The following is a 19,476-nucleotide window of genomic DNA, read 5'->3' as shown; positions in this document are numbered from 1 at the left end:
GCGTAATAAAAAAAGTTCTTTCCGGAATTCACTGTGCCACCAGCACGGCACACCACTGCGATGCCAGCCCGGTAAGCGGCAACTGGTCGTCCGCAGCCACCGTTTTACCGGTCAGCACATCCTGGTAGCGGCGCTGGCTCAGTGCGGTGGGCAGCGCAATGACCGTGTCAGCCCAGCGCGCAGCGGGCGGCTGGTCGAGATTCTCCGGCAGCTGGTTAAAGACCCGGCGTGACACAACCACTATTACCGCCTGATCCTGTCCGGTACGGGCAAAGGCCAGCACATTATTCTGCTGCTCGCCCTCTGCCGACAGTGCCAGATAGTCACCGTGGCGGAACAGGGCAGGCTGCTGCTGACGCAGCGTCAGCAGCTTCACAATCGCCTGCTGATTGACCTGACCACGCAGCCAGTGCGCCTCGCTGCCGTCGTGCTGTGGCGCGTTAAGCATCGCCGCCAGCGCGTCGAAATCGGGTTCGCGGCGGTTATCCGGATCGACCAGGCTGAAGTCCAGTGCCTCGCTGCCCTGATAAATATCGGGTACGCCAGGCGCCGTAAGCTTCACCACAGTCTGGGTCAGACTGTTGACCAGACCGGCACGCATAAAGGGTTGCAGCGACTGGCAGAAGTCACTGAGGAAGGTGCTGTTGGCGGGCGCAAGCAGGTGACGGGCATAGCCCAGCACTGCCTCCTCATAGGCGTCGTTATTGTCGGCCCAGTCGGTACGCAGCTTGGCTTCACGCAGCGCTTTTTCCACATAGACCACAAAGCGGGCTTCCAGCGCCGCCAGACCTTCCGCATCCTGCGGCTGCAGGGTGGTTGGCCAGACGCCCGCCAGCGCTTCATACAGCATCCACTCCACGGCCGGTTCGGGTGCCGGACCATCTTTCAGGCGTACGATCTTATCGTGGTTCATCTCCCGCCAGCGGTTGACGCATTCCGCCCAGCGTTGCGGCGCTTCGGTAAGGGTATAGAGTCGCGCACGCGCATCTTCACCGCGCTTGGTGTCGTGTGTGGAGGTGCCCGACAGCGCATCGGGCTGATGTTCGCGCCGCGCCTGCATTTCAGCGTGAAACTGATCCAGCGAGAAGTGGCGCGCCAGCGGTTCAGCGCCGACTTCATTCAGCGCCAGCGCCATGTGCTGACGGAAGAAGAGGGTATCTTCCACCGATTTCGCCATCAGCGGTCCGGTCAGCTGCTGGAAGCGGGTGCGGAATTGCGTGGCATCGTCGCGAGCGGAGTCGGCAACCTCTGCGCGCAGAATATGGGTCAGGAAATCAAGCGCCTGACTGTCGGGCGCATGGGCACTGGCTTTGACCTCGCTGACCACCTGTTGCAACAGCGCGGTGTCGGCTGGCGTCAGGCCCTGCGGCGTACCGTAGGTGCGATAGACCGGGAACGCCACCAGCAGTTCACGCAGCGCATTCTTCAGTTCCGCCTCCGGCTGTGGCGTGCCTTCTGCGTCGGCAATCTTCAGTGCCAGCTGCAGTAACCGGTTAAATTCACCGGCAAAATTGCGGTTTGCCATCAGCAGTTTGGCGGCGCGTAGCTCCGCTTTCATATCAACGGTTTTACCGATGATGGCCTGATACGCTTTGCGCAGTCCGCTCAGCTGATCGCTGTCGACCAGCAGATTGGCGAGTGCGGCCATAAATTCATATCCGGTGGTGCCGGAAACCGGCCATGCATCAGGCAGCTGTTCATTGTCACCCAGGATTTTCTCCACGGTGAGATAGCAGTCGGGACCGGCAGCCTGGCGTAACTGTTCCAGATAGCCGTGCGGATCGGCCAGGCCATCCACGTGGTCGACGCGTAAGCCCTGCACCGCACCGCTGTGAACCAGTTCCAGGATCAGCTGATGCGCGGCATCGAAGACCGTTTTGTCTTCCACGCGCACGCCTACCAGACCGGTGACTTCAAAGAAGCGACGGTAGGAGAGATCGTTGGGCGCATCGCGCCACGACATCAGCCGCCACGGCTGCTGGTCATGCAGTTCAGCAATCTCCGCCGCGTCGCGGAGGGCGAGTACCGCTTCTTCCCGATCCTGCCAGGTATCAGGTGCCAGCGGATAGAAATTGTCGAAGTAGGCCAGCGCCGGTTTGCCGGTCTGCGGATCGCGCTTCACGCTGATCTCGCCGTTGGCCAGCACCGCCTCAAAGGTGTCACCGAGGAACGGCAGCGTCAGGCGGCGTGACCAGTCGATATCGAAGTAATGCGCATAGCGGCTCTGTTCGCCATGCTCAATGACGTCGCGCCACCACGGGTTCTCCAGCGAGGCGGCCATATGGTTAGGCACGATGTCGAGGATCAGCCCCAGCCCGGCGGCTTTCAGCGCGGCAGCCATACGATCAAATCCTTCACGGCCGCCAATCGACGGCTCGATCTGGTTAACGTCGGTCACGTCATAGCCGTGGGTCGATTCAGCAGTAGCGCTGAAGATCGGTGACGCGTAAAGATGGCTGATACCCAGCTGTTTCAGGTAGGGCACCAGCGCCGCCGCACGGTCAAACGTCATGCCGTTGCGGAACTGGATGCGGTACGTTGCGGTTGGAATATTCATTCTGCTTCTCTCTTAGCCAGGCGAACCACGATAGCGTTGGGAATCAGTTCGCTGGCGGCCTGCGGCCAGGCAAACAGCGTTTCGCCGGGCAGATCGGGGATCGGCTGTGTGCTGTTGCCGACGTTCAGCGCCAGTGACAGCGTGCCCTGCGGGAAGTCCCAGCGCACCGCGAGGAAACCTTCCGCCGTTTTCACCACCTGACCGGCATCGCCACCGGCGGTCTGCAGCAGCGGCACGATATGTTGCTGACGCAGGGCCAGCAGCTGACGCGTCAGCGCCAGCCACTGCTGACCTTCCGGCGTTTCTGTTCGCTGCCAGTTAAGCTTCGACTGTTCAAAGGTGGTGACATCGTTGGGATCCGGCACAGTTTCGCCGTGACCGGCATGGCCTTCAAACTCTCTTGCGCGACCTTCACGCACCGCTTTGGCCAGATCGCCGTGGAAATCGGTGAAGAACAGGAACGGCCGGGTTTCGCCATACTCTTCACCCATAAACAGCAGCGGAATATGAGGCGAGACCAGTAACATCGCCAGCAGCACCTGGGTGCGCTCTGCGCCGGCCAGGCTGATGAGCCTTTCGCCCTGCGCACGGTTGCCCGTCTGGTCATGGTTCTGGATGAAGTCGACAAAGGCGACCGGCGGCTGGCTGCTGCTTTTCACGCCGCGTGGCTCGCCCGACTGCGGCGAGACTTCGCCCTGATAGACAAAGCCTTCTGCCAGCGCCCGCGCTACCCGCTGTTCCGGCTGGTCGGCGAAATCCTGGTAATAGGCGTGGCTTTCACCGGTTGCCAGCACATGCACGGCGTTGTGGAAGTCATCGTTCCATTCGCCGGTAAACAGCGGAGCGTCCCCGTTTTCGTCACGCGGATGCAGGAAGGTGACGTTACGGCAATCTTCGGTGGTCAGATGAATAGGGCGATCGGTAATCGTGGCGCGGATGCGCTCAGCAATGTCAATCAGCACATGCTTGTCGCTGGGATCGTCAATCTGATCGATGGCGTCAAAGCGCAGGCCATCCAGATTAAACTCCTGCAGCCAGTAGAGCGGCGCTTCCACAATATAGCGGCGCACCGCATCAACGTCATAGGCGATACCGGCGCCCCATGGCGTCTGGCGCTCTTTGTGGAAGAAGTCTGGTGAGAGCAGCGGCAGATAGTTGCCCTCCGGGCCGAAGTGGTTCAGCACGATATCCAGCACTACCGACAGACCGTGGCCGTGTGCTGCGTCAATAAAGGCTTTAAAATCATCGGGTGTGCCGTAGGCAGCATGCGGTGCATAGAGCAGCACGCCATCGTAGCCCCAGCCGCGATTACCGCCGAACTGCGACACCGGCAGCACTTCAATCATGGTAATGCCGGTTTCAGCCAGCGTTGGCAGCTTCTCAATCGCCGCCCGGAAGGTGCCCTCAGGCGTAAAGGTGCCGATGTGCAGTTCATAGACCACCGACTCCTGCCATGGACGACCCTTCCAGCTCGTGTTCTGCCACTGATAAGCGTCAGGATCGATCACCAGCGACGGGCCATTGACCTCTGCTTTCTGAGCGCGGGCGGCGGGATCGGGCACCGCTGTACCATCGGCCAGCACATAATCATATTCGGCATTGGCTGCCACACCAGCGACCTGAGTTTCAAACCAGCCGTCAGCCTGCGGCGTCATCTCAATGTCTTTACCGGAGAGCCGCAGCGTCACGCGTTGCTGACCGGTTGCCCAGAGGCGGAAACGCACCTCGTCGCTGGCAACCCGTTCAGCGCCCCAACTTTTAAAAAAAGATTTGGATTCCATTCAGTTGCCTCATTTAGCCTGGAAATGCGCGATGGTGGCCACCGCACGAAAAGGATGTCGATGACGCAAGCGTCAAAAAATCTTAAAGCTATCAGCGAGACCAGGAGGCCAGGTGGGCTGGCGCGTCTCTTCAGTCAGAAAGCCGGACTGGTATTCAGCGTGGTGTGGCGGAAAACGGGCCGTGAGACCGCTTCCACGCGGCATACAGAGAGTAATCATAGACTAAGATGTTGCAATCGCAGGGCGGCGGGGGGTAGAGAGGCATTAATTTGCGTTAATTGCTGTGAATCTGTATCCGGCGGGGCGAAAGCAGGAGCCAGGCGCAGAAAAGCCTGCCAGATGGCGCCGATTCGCTATAAGCTTATGCGCGATGGCGCAGGTCGCTCCGGATGACCTGCGGCGCTGAACACTTCAGAAGGATGTTACGTGAGGAAAAGAGTTCTGTTAGCCGCGTTGTTGTTGCTGGTCTCCGCCTGTTCTAACCGGGTCGGACACAGGCTGGACAGCAGTAATCTGCAGCAAATTCATGCCGGTCAGACCACCAAAGCCCAGCTGATCGCGCTGTTTGGTCAGCCTGACAGTGAAACACCTTACCCGGACGGGCAGCGGTTGCTGAAGTGGACCTACAGCGAGGCGCGCACCCTGAATACCACCGAAGGGCAGACGCTGACCGTGCAGATGAAAAATGACAAAGTGCTGAATTATGCGCTGAGTAAAAGTTAATGCGCTGAACAAACGTGAATTACGGCGGCGGCAGATCGCCACCGCGCATTCTGGTTACTGCCCGCCGCTCTGCTGTGCGTCCCGGCTGTCGGGGCGCGGCTGAGCCAGACGGGCAAAATCGGATCCTGCCGGATGCTGATAAATCTGCAGCTCAAAGTGGCGGGCCATCGCGTAGATATACTCAAAAATCGCTGCCTGAGTATTTTCGTAATCGGCCCAGAAAATAGAGGAGGTGAAGCAGTAGATCTCCACCGGCAATCCATCCGGCGACGGTTTCAGCGGTCGCACCACGATATACATCTCTTTCTGAATGTCGTCACGCTGCGCCAGCCAGGCGGTCAGGTATTTACGGAACACCATCAGATTGGTGATACCGTTCTCCATAAACCAGCGGTCGCCCACGGCATTGATATCACGTCCATCCAGCAGCTCAGTGATCGATTCGCCAGCAAGGCGGATCTGGCTCATCGCCTGCAGCATCTCCTGATTCACAAAGGTGATCGACTTCTGATCAAGATAAAAGCTGCGCATGATGCGGCGTGCGCCCGAAGAGAACATCGCCTGCCAGTTGGTGTAGGTCTCGGTCAGGAAGTTCTTGGTCGGGATGCGCGAAATGGTGTTGTCCCAGTTGCGGATGGTGATGGTATGCAGGGCAATATCGATCACTTCACCACTGATATTTCTGTCCGGCATCTCAATCCAGTCGCCCAGTTGCAGCACATCGTTAGAGGAGAGCTGAATATTCGCCACCAGCGACAGCAGCGTATGCTGGAAAATCAGCATCAGCACCGCGGCGACCGCACCCAGCGAGGAGATGATAATCGCCGGCGACTTGTTGGACATAATCGCCAGAATCATGATCGCGGCGATAATATGCACCAGAATTTTGCCGATCTGGATATAGCCTTTGATCGAGTGATTCTTGCGTTTTGATTTGCGCGAATAGGAGTTGTTAACAATCTCCAGCACTTCGTTGAAGAAGATCGACAGATAGACAAAAAACAGGATGCCGCAGATGGTCTGAATCGCCACTTTCAGATTTTCAGGCAGGCCCGGCATAAACTGCAGGAAATTGTAGACCACAATCACCGGCACAAAATTTGACAGCTTCTGAGAGAGGCGGACATCTTTATCCAGCGGCACGCCCTTTTTGTGGCTGCTGAAAAAGACCTTCCTGATCACTTTGACGATGAAAAATTTGCAGATCAGGTGAGTGACCATCCCGGCCATAATCAGCAGCAACAGGCTGAAGCTGATCGACAGTACCCTGTTTCCCTCAATAAAACTCATCAGACTCTGAATGTAATGCATGATAACCACGTGCAAAAAAGATAAGGGGCGAATTCAACCACAGCACGGGGACGGTTGTTAAGCGCCGAATGCGTTCAGGCTGAGCCGCACCGCTTTTTTTGCGTAACGGCGCGCTGACAGCACCCTCCATCCTGCGGATTGTTACCTTCTCTGGTGCAACACTCAGATAAACGCCGCGCTGGCCGATAACAGCTTTATCTCCTCTGATATGAGCCTGCGGACATGCTTAAAAATATTAAAATCACTCACGGTATCGCTGCTGTTCTGGTGATCTTTGTGGCGTTACTGACCCTGACCGGATTCCTGTTCTATAACGGCGTCTCAAAAGCCGACAAAAACTTCGTGGCGGCAGAGCAGCTTACGCTGCAGCAGCAGCACCTGAGTGACGCGGTAAAAACCCTGATCAAAACCCGCGTCACCATCAACCGCGTGGCAATCCGTTTCCTGAAAAATCAGCAGGATCCAAAATCACTGGCGGCCATGGCTGCGCTGCTGGAGCAGGCTGAAACGTCAGCCGCTGCTGCCGATGCGGACTTCAAAGCCTGGCAGGCGCTGCCGCGCAAAGAGGGCCAGGGTGAAGCCCAGGCGACGCAGGTGCAGACCGCCTACCAGCAGATGCGTGACACCATGCTGGCCTCGATTACCTTTCTGAAGCAGGGCAACTATGCGGGCTACGGCAACCTTGAAGCACAGGCGGCGCAGGACCAGCTCGACAGTGCCTATGAGGGCTGGCGTGCAGTGAACATCCAGCTGATGAAAGCGTCCTCGGAGCATAACCAGCGTAGCCTGACGGATGCGCTCTGGGCGCTGCTGACTATTGGCCTGATCACCGGCGTGATTGGGGTCGCGGTCTGGATTGGGCTGCAGAAATTGCTGATTGGCCCACTGGGCAGGCTGACCGGCCATATGCGTGCCATTTCGGGCGGCGATCTGACCTCTGATATTCAGCATGAAGGCCGCAATGAGATGGGCCTGCTGATTCAGGAGCTGCAACAGATGCGCGATGCGCTGGTGGTGACCATTACCTCGGTCGATGACGCCACCCGCTCTATCTTCACCGGTGCAGCGGAAATCTCTGCGGGCAGCACCGATCTCTCTTCCCGTACCGAACAGCAGGCTGCCGCGCTGGAACAGACCGCAGCCAGTATGGAGCAGCTCACCTCAACGGTGAAACTCAATGCAGACAATGCGCAGCAGGCGACCACGGTAGCGAAAGAGGCTTCAGCCACGGCCATGCAGGGCGGTGAGACTGTCGCCCGGGTCATCGCCAACATGGATCAGATCAGCGAAAGCTCGAATCAGATCGCCGGTATCATCGCCATTATCGACAGTATCGCCTTCCAGACCAATATTCTGGCGCTGAACGCCGCCGTTGAAGCCGCGCGTGCCGGTGAGCAGGGTCGTGGATTTGCGGTGGTTGCCGGAGAAGTGCGCTCGCTGGCCGGACGCAGCGCCAGCGCCGCGCAGGAGATCCGGGGACTGATCGACCGCTCAGCCGAGCGGATTAAAACCGGTGCCGGTCATGCTTCTCAGGCGGGCGTCGCGATGGAGAGCATCGTGACGTCGGTGAGTCGTGTCACGCAGCTAATCGAAGAGATCGCGGCGTCCTCGACTGAACAGACCCGTGGCATTGAGCAGGTCTGCAAAGCGGTCTCGGAAATGGATGGTGTGACGCAGCAGAACGCCGCGCTGGTGGAGGAGTCCGCGACTGCCGCCGCCTCACTGGAAGAGCAGGCGAGCTACCTGCGTAAAACGGTATCGGTATTCAAAACCGGCACTCTGCAGGTGGCATTCTCTGCTGCGCCGGTGGCGAAAGCCCTTGCCGTGCCAAAACTTCAGCCTGCCCGCCTGGCGGACAACGATAACTGGCAGACCTTCTGATAAAAAAACCGCCCCGAAGGGCGGTTTTTTATTTTGTGACGCGGCATGCAGCATCATGCCGCTGACATCAGGCCGGGACGGACTGTGCCTTCTGGCTGCGCGACCAGACGCGGTGCGCTTTCATCGCCTGAGTGAACTCAGACATCAGCGCGCTCTCCGCCGAGTCGCCCTGCACAATACCTTCTTCCTGATCCGCATCTTCCAGACCGAACTGCGCTTTAAAGCGGCGCGCTTCCCCCACCAGACCAATCACCTTGAGGTGCTTGTAGGCTTCCAGCAGGAAGTAACGGGCATCGCCGCTCAGCAGCAGGGCATCGATATTGCCATCCGGCACCATCACCGCATCAAAGGTCAGAGAGGGCAGACCGGCGAACGTCGCATCGACCGGCAGCACTGAACCGTCATCGGCGCGCACCTGGCCCATATGCGGAGCCAGCAGTTTGGCGTGAACACCCACCGCTTTCAGCGCCTGCAAAATCGCCAGCACATCAGCCGCCTTCACACCATCGCTGAGCAGCAGTGCGACCTGGCGACCTTTGATCTCGCCATCCGGAATGGCGTAGAGGCTCAGGCTGTCATCTTTAGTCAGGCCATTCACCGGCGCAGGCGGCTGAATGTTGAGCTGCTCATCCGTCAGAGCGAGTCCCAGGTTATCCGCCACGCCCTGCGCCAGTTTAGTATCGATGCGTGCCAGATGATCTACCACACGCTCACGGATATAAGCACGCGCCACTTTACTCAGTTCAAACGAGTAGGCACCAATGATGTGCTGCTGCTCGACTTCAGTCTGGCTCAGCCAGAACAGGCGCGGCTGCGCATAGTACTCACCAAATGAGGGGCTGCGCTCGCGCACTTTATGGCCCTCAATCCGCTCCTGATAGCTCTCGAAGCCACCGCCTTCTGCAGCAGGTGGGGTTTCACGCGGCCAGTTATCGTTGATCGAGTTCGGCTCGTAGTTCGCCGGATTGGTGTCGATATCCTGACGATGCATGCCCTGGCGCTGGAAGTTATGGTACGGGCAGGTAGGACGGTTGATCGGGATCTCATGGAAGTTCGGTCCGCCCAGACGACTGATCTGCGTATCGGTATAGGAGAACAGACGACCCTGTAACAGCGGATCGTTGGAGAAATCGAGGCCCGGCACGATATGACCCGGGTGGAACGCCACCTGCTCGGTTTCAGCAAAGAAGTTATCCGGATTACGGTTAAGTACCATCTTGCCGACAATCTCAACCGGCACCAGCGCTTCCGGGATCAGCTTGGTGGCATCCAGAATATCGAAGTCAAACTTGAACTCATCCTCTTCCGGGATCAGCTGCAGGCCCAGTTCATATTCCGGGAAATCACCCGCTTCAATGGCTTCCCACAGATCGCGGCGATGGAAATCGGGATCGCGACCGGTCAGTTTCTGTGACTCGTCCCACAGCAGCGACGCTTTACCGGCCACCGGCTTCCAGTGGAAACGGACAAAGGTCGCTTTACCTTCTGCGTTAATCAGGCGGAAGGTGTGAATACCAAAGCCTTCCATGGTGCGATAGCTGCGCGGAATACCCCGGTCAGACATCGCCCAGATAACGTTGTGCATGGTTTCCGGCTGCAGAGAGACGTAATCCCAGAAGGTGTCATGGGCACTCTGGCCCTGCGGGATTTCGTTATGCGGTTCCGGCTTAACGGCGTGCACAAAGTCAGGGAATTTATGCGCATCCTGAATAAAGAATACCGGTGTGTTGTTGCCCACCAGGTCAAAGACACCCTCTTCGGTGTAGAACTTGGCGGCGAAACCGCGAATGTCACGCACGGTATCAGCCGATCCTGCACCGCCCTGAACTGTAGAGAAACGCACGAAAACCGGCGTGGTCTGCTCGGGATCGCTGAGGAACTGCGCTTTGGTCAGATCTTTCAGGGAGCGGTAAGGCTGAAAATAGCCGTGTGCGGCAGAGCCACGGGCGTGAACGATACGTTCCGGGATACGCTCATGGTCAAAGTGCGTGATTTTCTCACGCATAATAAAGTCTTCCAGCAGCGTCGGACCGCGCGAACCGGCGCGCAGTGAGTTTTGATCGTTGGCGATGCGTGTGCCCTGGTTGGTGGTGAGGGCGCGGTCGGTGCCGTTTTTGCGGCTGGCTTCGAGCTGGTCAAGTTTGGCGTTGTGCGTCTGAGGCGCTTTCAGGCTGCCTGGGGCGGTGGGCTGCTTGCCTGGCGGAGTCGGTTCGGCTGGGGGCTGATGCGAACCATCTTTTGGTGCCAGTGAACCCAGACCCGGCTCTGAGGATTCCGGACCGGTGGTGGGGGCGCGCTCGCTCAGGGGTTTCTTCTCTGTTTCTTTCGACATTAATTCATGCTCCAGCTGTTATTTTACTTTCGACGACACTAAATATAGAACAACCTGAACAATACTGAGGTTAAATCGGGCATTTAACTGTGACGACTGTGCCTTTTTTGTCCGCCAGAAAAGCGCACTTATCTCTCAATCCGGATTATCGCTTCGCTTATTCATGCCTTGTGCCGTCTGGCTTAACGGCGTTCCAGCCCGCGCCTGCTATACGGAAAGTGTGCTTTCAGAGGATGCAGAATCTGCCGCCGCAGGAGGCGCTCATTGCCTGATGCAGGGCATTAACCGATTAATAAAATTAATGCTGGCGTTTGCTGCTTTTGGTTGAAGTTGGAAATGTTATATCATAACATTTCATTTTGTAACGTTGACCGGGGTATCAGACTTTGATGAATCATGCAGGTAAATGGATTGGGCTACTGGGCGCACTGTTAGTCAGCCAGCCGTCGCTGGCACACGGCACGCATGCACATGGAAAACCGCTGTCAGCCCTGGAGCAGAAAGCGGCAGAAGGGGTTTTTGCTGACAGCGATGTGAAAGATCGTCCGCTCGCTGACTGGGATGGCCTGTGGCAGTCGGTTTATCCGCTGCTGCAAAGCGGGGAGCTGGACCCGGTCTGGCAGAAGAAAGCGCAGCAGGATCACAGCAAAACGGCAGAGGAGTATAAAGCGTATTACCGCAAGGGCTACGCCACCGACGTCGATACCATCGGTATTGAAAATGGCGTGATGGAGTTCCACATCGGCGACCAGATCAGCGCCTGCCACTACCGGTATGCGGGCCACAAAATCCTGACCTATGCCTCAGGTAAAAAAGGGGTGCGCTACCTGTTTGAATGCCAGGACGCGGGCAGCAAAGCGCCGAAATATGTGCAGTTCAGCGACCACACCATCGGGCCGCGTAAATCTGCCCATTTCCATATCTTTATGGGCAACGATTCTCAGCAAGCCCTGCTGGCGGAAATGGATAACTGGCCGACCTATTACCCTTACCAGATGATGAACTCACAGGTCGTGGAGGAGATGCTGCACCACTGAGTGCCGGGCCGGTGTCAGATGCTCCGCGGATCAGAGCTGTTTCGCAAGGATAGCGACTGGATTCATTTCCCCCGTTTGAGGAAATATAGATCCTTGAGTTAAGTTAACTCATGAGTTAACTTAACTCCAACGGAGGATCTATGTTTGAGATAACGATACACAAGGACGCGCTCACTGAAATTAAGGCAATGCCAGAGATGCTCCGGGCTAAGCTGGCCCGGCAAATAGATAAACTGGCTGCCCGTGGAACTGATTTGAGAGAGCCGGATACCAAACCGTTAGGGTCGGGTTTTTTTGAGCTCAGGGCGAAGGCCAATGAGATTGGGCGAGCGGTGCATGTTTACCAGAAAGGCAGACGTATTTTTATCCTGAAAGCTTTTGTGAAAGAGACAAAGAAAACGCCAGCAGCAGTCATGACGGCAGCGGCGCACCGTTTAGAGGAGATGTTAAACGATGAGTAAGAAATCAGTTGCGTGGACGACGGCCCGCAAAGAAATTTTATCTGATCCGGCTGTTCGCGAACATTACGAGGCAGAAGTTCGGGCAGAGCACCTGCGCGAGCAGTTAGCCAAATGGCGGGAAAGCGCCGGAATGACCAGCGCTCAGGTCGCGGAGGCGCTCGGTGTCAGCCCGTCGGCAGTGTCACGCACCGAGCGTCGCGCAGATAAAGCCACAGTTGAAACACTCGCCCGCTATGCCCGTGCCTGTGGCGTTGAAAATCCCCAGATCTCTCTTTGATTGAGAGATGATGGCAGGTGCCAGAACAATGCTGGCCCTGCTATTTATCTTGCCTGCTATCAAGCAAACTTTCTTTCCGGTGCACACGTATCCCCTCCACGGGTTTTATCCCACCCAGGCCGGGCGGCGCGAGGCGGGTATACCCTTAACCACACGCTGATACGAATCCTCAACCAGCTGCTGAATCAAGCCAGGCGAGAGGTCGTCACCGGGATAGGCCGTGATCCAGTGACGTTTATTCATATGATAACCGGCGGTGATCGAGGGATAGATCACCCGGTGCAGCTCCGCCAGCTGCGGTTCGCATTTCAGGGTGATAATCGGCACACCCCGCAGTTCGGTCAGCAGTAAAAACACTTTTCCACATACTTTATAGACCTGATGTTCCGGCCCGAATGGATAGCTGCATTCAGCGGCGGGCAGCCGCTCAGCCGCTTCAATGGCGATGCGCTGGATCTCATGGCCCTGCATAGTGAGTCTCCCTGTAATTATTCAGCCTGAGTCTGCGGCCCGCGACTGGCTGGTCGCCAGGGGCCTGTTACACTTCTGATAAGCATAAATCAGGAGCAGACATGAAATTAGGCTTTGCATGTAAGTATCTCAACAGCGATGGCAAACAGTTTTTCCCGCTTCGCGCCACCACCCGTAAACGGTTTCTGAGTTTATCGCACGATGAACGTCATCAGCTGATCTATGAGATTACCGTCACTAACCTCAACAATCTCTACCTGACGCTTGAGCATCTGGCCACCTTACCTGAGCCACTCAGGATGATGCGTATTGGCAGCGATCTGTTACCGCTCTATACGGTCCCCGAGGCCACGCCACTGTTTACCGCATTTCTGCCCGAACTCTATCCGCTCTTTGCCCGCTGTGGCGAGCTGGCGCGGGCGCATCACATCCGGCTCTCATTCCATCCAGGACAATATACCGTGCTCGCCTCCGATAATCCCGATGTGGTGGTGCGCGCGCTGGAGGATGTGGAGTATCACACGCTCTGCGCCTGTCTGATGGGATATGGCAAGACCTTCCAGGATTTTAAAATCAACATTCATATGAACGGCAAGGCGGGATTCGACGGTTTCAAACGGTCGTTTAATCAGCTCAGCCCGGAAGCGCGGCGGATGCTGACGGTGGAGAATGATGAGATCTCCTGCTCGCTGGATGACGTGCTGCAGGCAGCGCCACTCTGTCCGGTGGTGCTGGATATTCACCATCACTGGGTAAAAGAGAGTGAGTTTATTCAGCCGGATGACGCGCGTGTTGCCAGAGTGATCGAATCCTGGCGCGGCGTGCGGCCGGTGCTGCACTATTCGATTTCGCAGGAGGGGATGATTCCGCTGGAGGGCTGGCCCGATCAGCAGCAGCTGGGCGTGAGCAAAAGCAAACTGCGGGCGCACTCTGATTACTTCTTTAATTCGACGCTGAATGCGTGGGCACTGTCGTTTCAGGATTTCGATATCATGTGCGAAGTGAAAATGAAGAATCTGGCGCGGGAACAACTCTACCAGTGGGGGATAACGCAGAAGCTGATAGCTAATCCCCTGGCCGAAGCGACCAGGGAATCGGCGAACGTTAAATAATGGCCACACCGCCCGTCACGGCGATGGTCGCTCCTGAAATGTAGCTGGCTTCATCACTGGCCAGCATCACATAGGTTGGTGCCAGTTCAGCAGGCTGACCGGCACGCTGCAGCGGCACTTCGCTGCCAAAGTTCTTCACCTGTTCAACCGGCATGGTCGACGGGATCAGTGGCGTCCAGATAGGGCCGGGCGCGACTGCATTGGCACGGATACCTTTTTCAGCCAGTAAGGCTGCCAGGCCGCCAGAGAAATTAATAATGGCGGCTTTGGTGGCGGAGTAGGCGAGCAGCTTCGGTTTCGGCTGGTCAGCATTGATCGAGGCCGTATTAATGATCGATCCACCAGCAGGCATATGCCGTGTTGCCGCTTTAGTGATGTAAAACATCGCGTAAAGGTTGGTCTTCATGGTCCGGTCAAACTCTTCGTCGCTGATCTCATCCAGCGATTCGCGCGTCATCTGATACGCCGCGTTGTTCACCAGAATATTAATCTCACCAAAGGCTTCGACGGCTTTATCGACCAGGGCGTTGCAGTGTGACGCCTCAGTAATATCGCCAGGCACCAGAACCGCTTTCTGTCCCGCTTCTTCAACCAGTCGGGCGGTATCCTGCGCATCTTCGTGCTCATCGAGATAGGAGATCAGGACATCGGCCCCTTCCCGGGCAAAGGCAATAGCAACAGCCCGGCCAATGCCGGAATCGCCACCGGTAATAATGGCTTTCTTACCCGCCAGACGGCCTGAACCCTGATAACTCTCTTCGCCGTGATCGGGCTGAGGCTGCATAGCCGCGGTAGTGCCAGGCCAGGTCTGCTGCTGTTCGGCAAAAGGGGGTTGTGGACGCTGAGTGGATGACATGACTATTCCTCCGTCAAAAGGTGGGACAAGCCTGTCAGGGCATCAAACCCTGACAGGCGAGTCATTACAGTTTCGGTGGTGTAACGCCGTCAATCTGCTCTGACTGCGCACCAGAACCGGGACGGGCATTGCCGAGCAGCGGCTCATCACCCAGAATATCTGGCTGCTGTTTCGCGCTGAACTGACCATGGCCATCATAAGCCGGGCCACTGCTCCAGCGACCTTCCGGCAGCGGTTTATCCAGCGAGGTATTCAGACAGTAGTAAGAGTGCTCCTGCGCCTCATGCTCCTGCGGGAAGCTGTTCGGGATCGGCAGCGACGCGTTCAGTCCGCCCATCTCTTCGATCACCGCCAGCCACTGCTGCTGGTGCATAGTGTCACGGGCGATCAGGAAGGAGAGGAAGTCCTTCATGCCCTTGTCTTCCGTCATGTTGTAGAGGCGGGTAGCCAGTACGCGGCCCGTGGCTTCTGCGGTGACGTTAGCCAGCATATCGGCCGCCACGTTGCCGGACGCATAGATATGACTCATATCAAAAGGCATGCCGTTGGCGTTAACCGGCATCGCTGCCAGACCGGAAGAGAGGATATGGCGCGGGTTCATTCCACCCAGAATCGCATTAACTACCGGATCTTTCGCTGACGCTTCCTGGTAAGAGAGCGGGGCGCCTTCAAGGTTAAGCGCCACGGCGTAGCCCAGCATTTCGATATGGCTCAGCTCTTCGGTAGCGGTCGAGATCAGCAGATCACGAATCCGCACATCACCGCGCGCGCCCATCGCCTGGAAAAAGTATTGCATCGCTACACGAATCTCACCTTCGACGCCGCCGATGGCCTGCTGGAGCAGCATGGCAAATTCTGGATCGGGTTTCTCTACACGAACCGGGAATTGAAGTTTTGATGAATGATGAAACATGATTATTTTCCTCGTCTGTGTTTGCAGTGGATGCAGAAAAAGCCTGGACACAGATATCGGATAAATAAAGCGAAACGACAGCAATTAACCGGAATTTCAGGTTGAATAAATGGCGAAAACGGTGTTTTCCGGAGCTATATCTGGTCCGGTGGGGCAGGCAATCTTAGCGGTGTGAAGGGGACAAGTGATTCAGAGCAGGAGAAATAAAAAAAGCCCCATAACAGGGGCTGATTCCGGACGGGAAAAGCATCCATGCTAATTCGCGTTCCCTCATAACAGACACAGATTTTTAGCTGTCGCTGGTCGCCGAAGCGCGCTGCAGAACATGTTCAAGCGCCTGACGGTAAATATCCTGCTTAACCACGTCACGCTCACTCTCCAGGCGGTGAATCAGGCCCAGCACAATGTCTTTATCGGAGACATGGGTTTTCGCATGGGCAAGTTCGGCATGGACTGCGGCGATAACCTGTTTTTCAGTGGTCAGCGCTGTGCCAGAGTTCATGAAGTAATCAGAAATCTGAGACTCTGTATTCATCGTTGTTTGCATGTCAGGCCTCATAAGAAATGGGGGGAAGAACGCGTCGATTCAGATCCGGTCACCGGCTGACGCAAAAAAAAATGCATCTGAAGGTGGAAATCCACAACACCTTCAGATGCGGTGCAAAGCACCTTTCGTTACAAGTGATTTAACATCACGAGACAAAGTTATACAAGAATCGCAAAGTTGTACAATGAAATTTGACAAAATTTAACTGGTCGGTGGTGTATATAAAAAGCATGTTTAAAGTGAAAAAAGAGGTTTTCGATGGTTAATTGAATAAATACAGTGGGTTGGTGAGGTTTTCAGAGGGGTGGCGATTTTCAGACCAGCAGGCTGGGGATTGTGCTGACGACACATCAATGCGTTAAAATCGCTTTTTTCCGCAGATTTCAGCCAAAGTTGTACAGGTTTCAGCGCTGGAAAAGTGGCGGGTGCGATTGTGCTGCTGCAATCCTGGCCGTCTGACAGGCCATGCCGCATAATTCACTTCCCACGCCTGATGCAGAAGGCTAAGGTTGACCCCTTATTTATCACAAGGAAATGATCATGGTTCACGACTATTTCGCAATTCCGCCTGCGGGCATGACTCAGGAACAACATAAACGTTCGGTCGCCGTGGCTGCTGCTCTGTCAGTGGCAAAAGAGTCCGTCAGCGCCTCCACCTCTGCAACCGGCTCAAAAACCGCCTGGGATCTGCAGGCCGTGGCGAATGAAGTTGCTAATCTGGCCGACGCGATTCAGGATGCGCTGGAGAGTGACAGCGAGGTGTAAATACTAACCGGTATCGTCTGAGGCTGCTGCGGAGGCGGTGCAGGACAGGGCGGTGGCAGCGTTCAGGAGCCGATAAAGTCCGGCAATCGGACGCTGCCGGAAAATCCGCTTATTCCATTGCGGGTGGCTCATATTTAATATACTGACGCAGGGCATCATGGATAGCCTGGTTATTGCCCTCTTCCAGACCGCGTTCGGCATACTCTTTCGCCAGCGCCGCCAGTACATCGTCAAACTTCCCTTTGTAATTGAGATTATTCAGCGCAATTTGCTGACCGAGTATCGCTTTTAATACCGTAGTCTCAACCCTTAACTGCGCAACTGCCTCTTCAAGATGTTTGATTCGATCGTCGTCTGCCATAATCCCTCCATGCTTAAAAAAGCAGAATAACCAGCCCGCCCGTAATATTCAAACCTCTCCGAATGCCAGAGAAGCGTTGTCAGATTTTCCTTAAGTAAAAATAATCAGCCGGTGAATTTATAAGATTCTTTACTGTAAGAAGAAATCGACGATATTCCGGCGGTGCGGCGAAAGTAACCCGTTTCTGCTTACTCTGACGGCAATGCGAAAAAACGTTTAAAAAAAAGTGCATTACCATCAACCCTTTCGCTTAAAGATGTTCCATGTCACTTGATTAAAAGGGGGATTAGCTATTACTGTGTTTATATACAGTAATCTGAAAAAGGAGCGAAATTATGGAATTCATTAAACCTGCGGACATTCGTGCCGTTATGCCTTTACCGCTATATATCGAACGTGTGCCGTGCGGGTTTCCATCCCCGGCGCAGGATTATGTCGAACAACGTATTGATCTCAATGCGCTGATGGTCCAGCACCCCAGCGCCACCTATTTTGTCCGGGTCAGCGGCGAGTCAATGATTGAGGCGGGCATCAATGATGGTGACATGCTGGTGGTCGACAGTTCACTCACCGCCTCACACGGCGATATTGTGGTCGCCGCGGTCGAAGGTGAATTCACCGTTAAACGTCTCCAGCTTCATCCCTGCCTGCAACTGATGCCGATGAATACCAAATTTAAACCGATCGCTATCCAGACCGAAGATGCGCTGGAGGTGTTTGGCGTTGTGACCTTTGTTATTAAAGCGACCCACTGACCATGTTCGCGCTGGTCGACGTAAACAGCTTTTACGCGTCGTGTGAGACCGTTTTCCGGCCTGATCTTAAAGGTAAACCGGTAGTAGTGCTGTCGAACAACGACGGCTGCGTGATTGCGCGCAGCGCCGAGGCAAAGAAAGTCGGCATCAAAATGGGCGCGCCCTATTTTAAGATGCGTGAAGAACTAACGCGTCACGCGGTGCAGGTCTTCAGCTCAAATTATGCGCTCTACGCTGACATGAGCCATCGGGTGATGACCATACTGGAAGAGATGGCGCCGTCGGTGGAGATCTACTCGATCGACGAGGCCTTTATGGATCTCACCGGCGTGCAGAACTGTATGGCGCTGGAGACCTTTGGTCGCCAGGTCAGAGAACGAATAGGCAAAGAGACCCATCTGACCGTGGGCGTCGGCATTGCACAGACTAAAACGCTGGCCAAGCTGGCGAATTTTGCGGCCAAAAAGTGGAGCAAAACCGGCGGCATTGTCGACCTGTCGGACCCTGAACGACAAAAAAAGCTGCTGGCGCTGATTGATGTGGCGGAAGTCTGGGGCGTGGGTCATCGGATCGGCAAACGGCTCAACGCCATGGGCGTTATGACGGCAAAAGATCTGGCCGATCAAAGCACCGAGGCCATCCGCAAACAGTTCAGCGTCGTGCTGGAGCGCACCGTCAGAGAGCTGCGTGGCGAATCCTGTCTGGAGCTGGAGTCAGTGACGCCGGTAAAACAGCAAATCATGTGTTCGCGCTCGTTTGGCAGCCGTATCTCCGACTACGATCAGATGCGCGAGGCTGTCTGCGCGTATGCCGAGCGCGCGGCGGAGAAGCTGCGCCGTGAGAATCAATATTGCCGTCAGGTAGGGGTATTTGTACGCACCAGTCCGCATGCGACTGACGAACCCTTTTATGGCAATCAGTCGATGGAGCAACTGCTGATTCCGACGCAGGACACACGCGACATCATCAGAGTTGCAATGGCGTGCCTGGATAACATCTGGATTGAGGGACATCGCTATATGAAGGCCGGCATCGTGCTGGGGGATTTTTTCAGCCAGGGCGTGGCTCAGTTTGATCTGTTTGACGAACATCAGCCACGCCGCAATAGCGAAGAGCTGATGAAGCTGATCGACACAGTCAACAAGCTCGGCAGCGGGAAGCTGTGGTTTGCCGGGCAGGGGATCAACAAAGCCTGGTCGATGAAACGCGAGATGCTGTCGCCTGCCTATACCACCCGGATAACCGATCTGCCTGTGGTTGCGCTTAAGTGAAGGCTGACCCGATGTTCCTCTGCTGCTGAAGCCGCGGCCTCTGCTAAAAGCTTTTTTTATCACGC

Annotated in this window: 18 protein-coding genes; 9 read left to right on the top strand and 9 right to left on the bottom strand. The window is 55.9% G+C overall.

Features of this window, described 5'->3' with window-relative positions; translation table 11 throughout:
• Positions 1-28: 28 nt before the first annotated feature.
• Together treY and treZ are read right to left on the bottom strand one after the other, a co-directional pair.
• Positions 29-2,557 carry a malto-oligosyltrehalose synthase gene (treY, locus tag ACK13D_RS02870; protein WP_418795646.1) on the bottom strand — a complete coding sequence of 843 codons (2,529 nt, stop codon included), beginning with the start codon at positions 2,555-2,557 and terminating at the stop codon, positions 29-31.
• On the bottom strand, positions 2,554-4,338 hold the full coding sequence (treZ, locus tag ACK13D_RS02865; protein ID WP_064691270.1) for a malto-oligosyltrehalose trehalohydrolase: 1,785 nt from the start codon (positions 4,336-4,338) through the stop codon (positions 2,554-2,556). Before treZ ends, treY begins: the two co-directional genes overlap by 4 nt.
• Positions 4,339-4,764: 426 nt before the next feature.
• Between treZ and ACK13D_RS02860 the strand changes: the two genes are divergently transcribed.
• Entirely contained in the window at positions 4,765-5,061 is a 297-nt protein-coding gene (locus tag ACK13D_RS02860; protein ID WP_033767119.1) for a hypothetical protein, read from the top strand.
• A 54-nt stretch (positions 5,062-5,115) separates the two neighbouring features.
• Here the strand turns inward: ACK13D_RS02860 and ACK13D_RS02855 are convergent, their stop codons facing one another.
• Entirely contained in the window at positions 5,116-6,372 is a 1,257-nt protein-coding gene (locus ACK13D_RS02855; RefSeq protein WP_010245507.1) for a mechanosensitive ion channel family protein, read from the bottom strand.
• 222 nt (positions 6,373-6,594) lie between these two features.
• Here ACK13D_RS02855 and ACK13D_RS02850 point away from each other — a divergent pair, with 222 nt between their 5' ends.
• Positions 6,595-8,253, top strand: coding sequence for a methyl-accepting chemotaxis protein (locus tag ACK13D_RS02850; RefSeq protein ID WP_192072646.1), 1,659 nt, complete (start codon positions 6,595-6,597; stop codon positions 8,251-8,253).
• Between the two features lie 67 nt (positions 8,254-8,320).
• Here the strand turns inward: ACK13D_RS02850 and katE are convergent, their stop codons facing one another.
• Positions 8,321-10,585 carry a catalase HPII gene (gene katE, locus ACK13D_RS02845; RefSeq protein WP_010245500.1) on the bottom strand — a complete coding sequence of 755 codons (2,265 nt, stop codon included), beginning with the start codon at positions 10,583-10,585 and terminating at the stop codon, positions 8,321-8,323.
• Positions 10,586-10,974: 389 nt separating this feature from the next.
• Here katE and zinT point away from each other — a divergent pair, with 389 nt between their 5' ends.
• The 3 genes from zinT to ACK13D_RS02830 all read left to right on the top strand — a co-directional run bounded on the left by zinT (position 10,975) and on the right by ACK13D_RS02830 (position 12,360).
• On the top strand, positions 10,975-11,622 hold the full coding sequence (gene zinT / locus ACK13D_RS02840) for a metal-binding protein ZinT (RefSeq protein WP_341576043.1): 648 nt from the start codon (positions 10,975-10,977) through the stop codon (positions 11,620-11,622).
• A 140-nt stretch (positions 11,623-11,762) separates the two neighbouring features.
• Entirely contained in the window at positions 11,763-12,083 is a 321-nt protein-coding gene (locus tag ACK13D_RS02835) for a type II toxin-antitoxin system RelE/ParE family toxin (RefSeq protein WP_418795643.1), read from the top strand.
• Positions 12,076-12,360 carry a helix-turn-helix domain-containing protein gene (locus ACK13D_RS02830; protein ID WP_010245485.1) on the top strand — a complete coding sequence of 95 codons (285 nt, stop codon included), beginning with the start codon at positions 12,076-12,078 and terminating at the stop codon, positions 12,358-12,360. The genes ACK13D_RS02835 and ACK13D_RS02830 overlap by 8 nt, the downstream gene beginning before the upstream one ends.
• Before the next feature lie 105 nt (positions 12,361-12,465).
• Here the strand turns inward: ACK13D_RS02830 and ACK13D_RS02825 are convergent, their stop codons facing one another.
• Positions 12,466-12,831 carry an MmcQ/YjbR family DNA-binding protein gene (locus tag ACK13D_RS02825; RefSeq protein ID WP_182499994.1) on the bottom strand — a complete coding sequence of 122 codons (366 nt, stop codon included), beginning with the start codon at positions 12,829-12,831 and terminating at the stop codon, positions 12,466-12,468.
• A 101-nt stretch (positions 12,832-12,932) separates the two neighbouring features.
• Here ACK13D_RS02825 and ACK13D_RS02820 point away from each other — a divergent pair, with 101 nt between their 5' ends.
• The gene (locus ACK13D_RS02820) at positions 12,933-13,943 is read left to right on the top strand and encodes a UV damage endonuclease UvsE (protein WP_418795640.1); all 1,011 of its coding nucleotides are present in this window, start codon (positions 12,933-12,935) and stop codon (positions 13,941-13,943) included.
• Here ACK13D_RS02820 and ACK13D_RS02815 read toward each other — a convergent pair.
• The 3 genes from ACK13D_RS02815 to ACK13D_RS02805 form a co-directional block, all read right to left on the bottom strand.
• Complete coding sequence (locus ACK13D_RS02815; RefSeq protein WP_182504765.1) at positions 13,936-14,799, bottom strand: glucose 1-dehydrogenase; 864 nt, start codon at positions 14,797-14,799, stop codon at positions 13,936-13,938. The genes ACK13D_RS02820 and ACK13D_RS02815 overlap by 8 nt on opposite strands.
• Before the next feature lie 64 nt (positions 14,800-14,863).
• Positions 14,864-15,712 (bottom strand): manganese catalase family protein, encoded by an 849-nt coding sequence (locus tag ACK13D_RS02810; protein ID WP_010245474.1) that lies wholly within the window; start codon positions 15,710-15,712, stop codon positions 14,864-14,866.
• A 289-nt stretch (positions 15,713-16,001) separates the two neighbouring features.
• On the bottom strand, positions 16,002-16,259 hold the full coding sequence (locus ACK13D_RS02805; protein ID WP_022625723.1) for a biofilm development regulator YmgB/AriR family protein: 258 nt from the start codon (positions 16,257-16,259) through the stop codon (positions 16,002-16,004).
• A 540-nt stretch (positions 16,260-16,799) separates the two neighbouring features.
• Between ACK13D_RS02805 and ACK13D_RS02800 the strand changes: the two genes are divergently transcribed.
• Positions 16,800-17,024 carry a hypothetical protein gene (locus ACK13D_RS02800; RefSeq protein WP_010245468.1) on the top strand — a complete coding sequence of 75 codons (225 nt, stop codon included), beginning with the start codon at positions 16,800-16,802 and terminating at the stop codon, positions 17,022-17,024.
• 109 nt (positions 17,025-17,133) lie between these two features.
• On the opposite strand, the gene ACK13D_RS02795 is transcribed toward ACK13D_RS02800, so the two are convergent.
• Positions 17,134-17,385 carry a hypothetical protein gene (locus ACK13D_RS02795; RefSeq protein ID WP_010670062.1) on the bottom strand — a complete coding sequence of 84 codons (252 nt, stop codon included), beginning with the start codon at positions 17,383-17,385 and terminating at the stop codon, positions 17,134-17,136.
• A gap of 335 nt (positions 17,386-17,720) precedes the next feature.
• Between ACK13D_RS02795 and umuD the strand changes: the two genes are divergently transcribed.
• Positions 17,721-18,140, top strand: coding sequence for a translesion error-prone DNA polymerase V autoproteolytic subunit (gene umuD, locus ACK13D_RS02790; protein WP_010245460.1), 420 nt, complete (start codon positions 17,721-17,723; stop codon positions 18,138-18,140).
• A 2-nt stretch (positions 18,141-18,142) separates the two neighbouring features.
• Positions 18,143-19,411, top strand: coding sequence for a translesion error-prone DNA polymerase V subunit UmuC (gene umuC, locus ACK13D_RS02785; protein ID WP_010245457.1), 1,269 nt, complete (start codon positions 18,143-18,145; stop codon positions 19,409-19,411).
• The last annotated feature ends 65 nt before the right edge of the window (positions 19,412-19,476 follow it).

Source organism: Pantoea sp. K16, assembly GCF_048452805.1.
GTDB lineage: Bacteria > Pseudomonadota > Gammaproteobacteria > Enterobacterales > Enterobacteriaceae > Pantoea > Pantoea agglomerans.
This window is presented reverse-complemented; position numbering and strand designations above follow the sequence as displayed.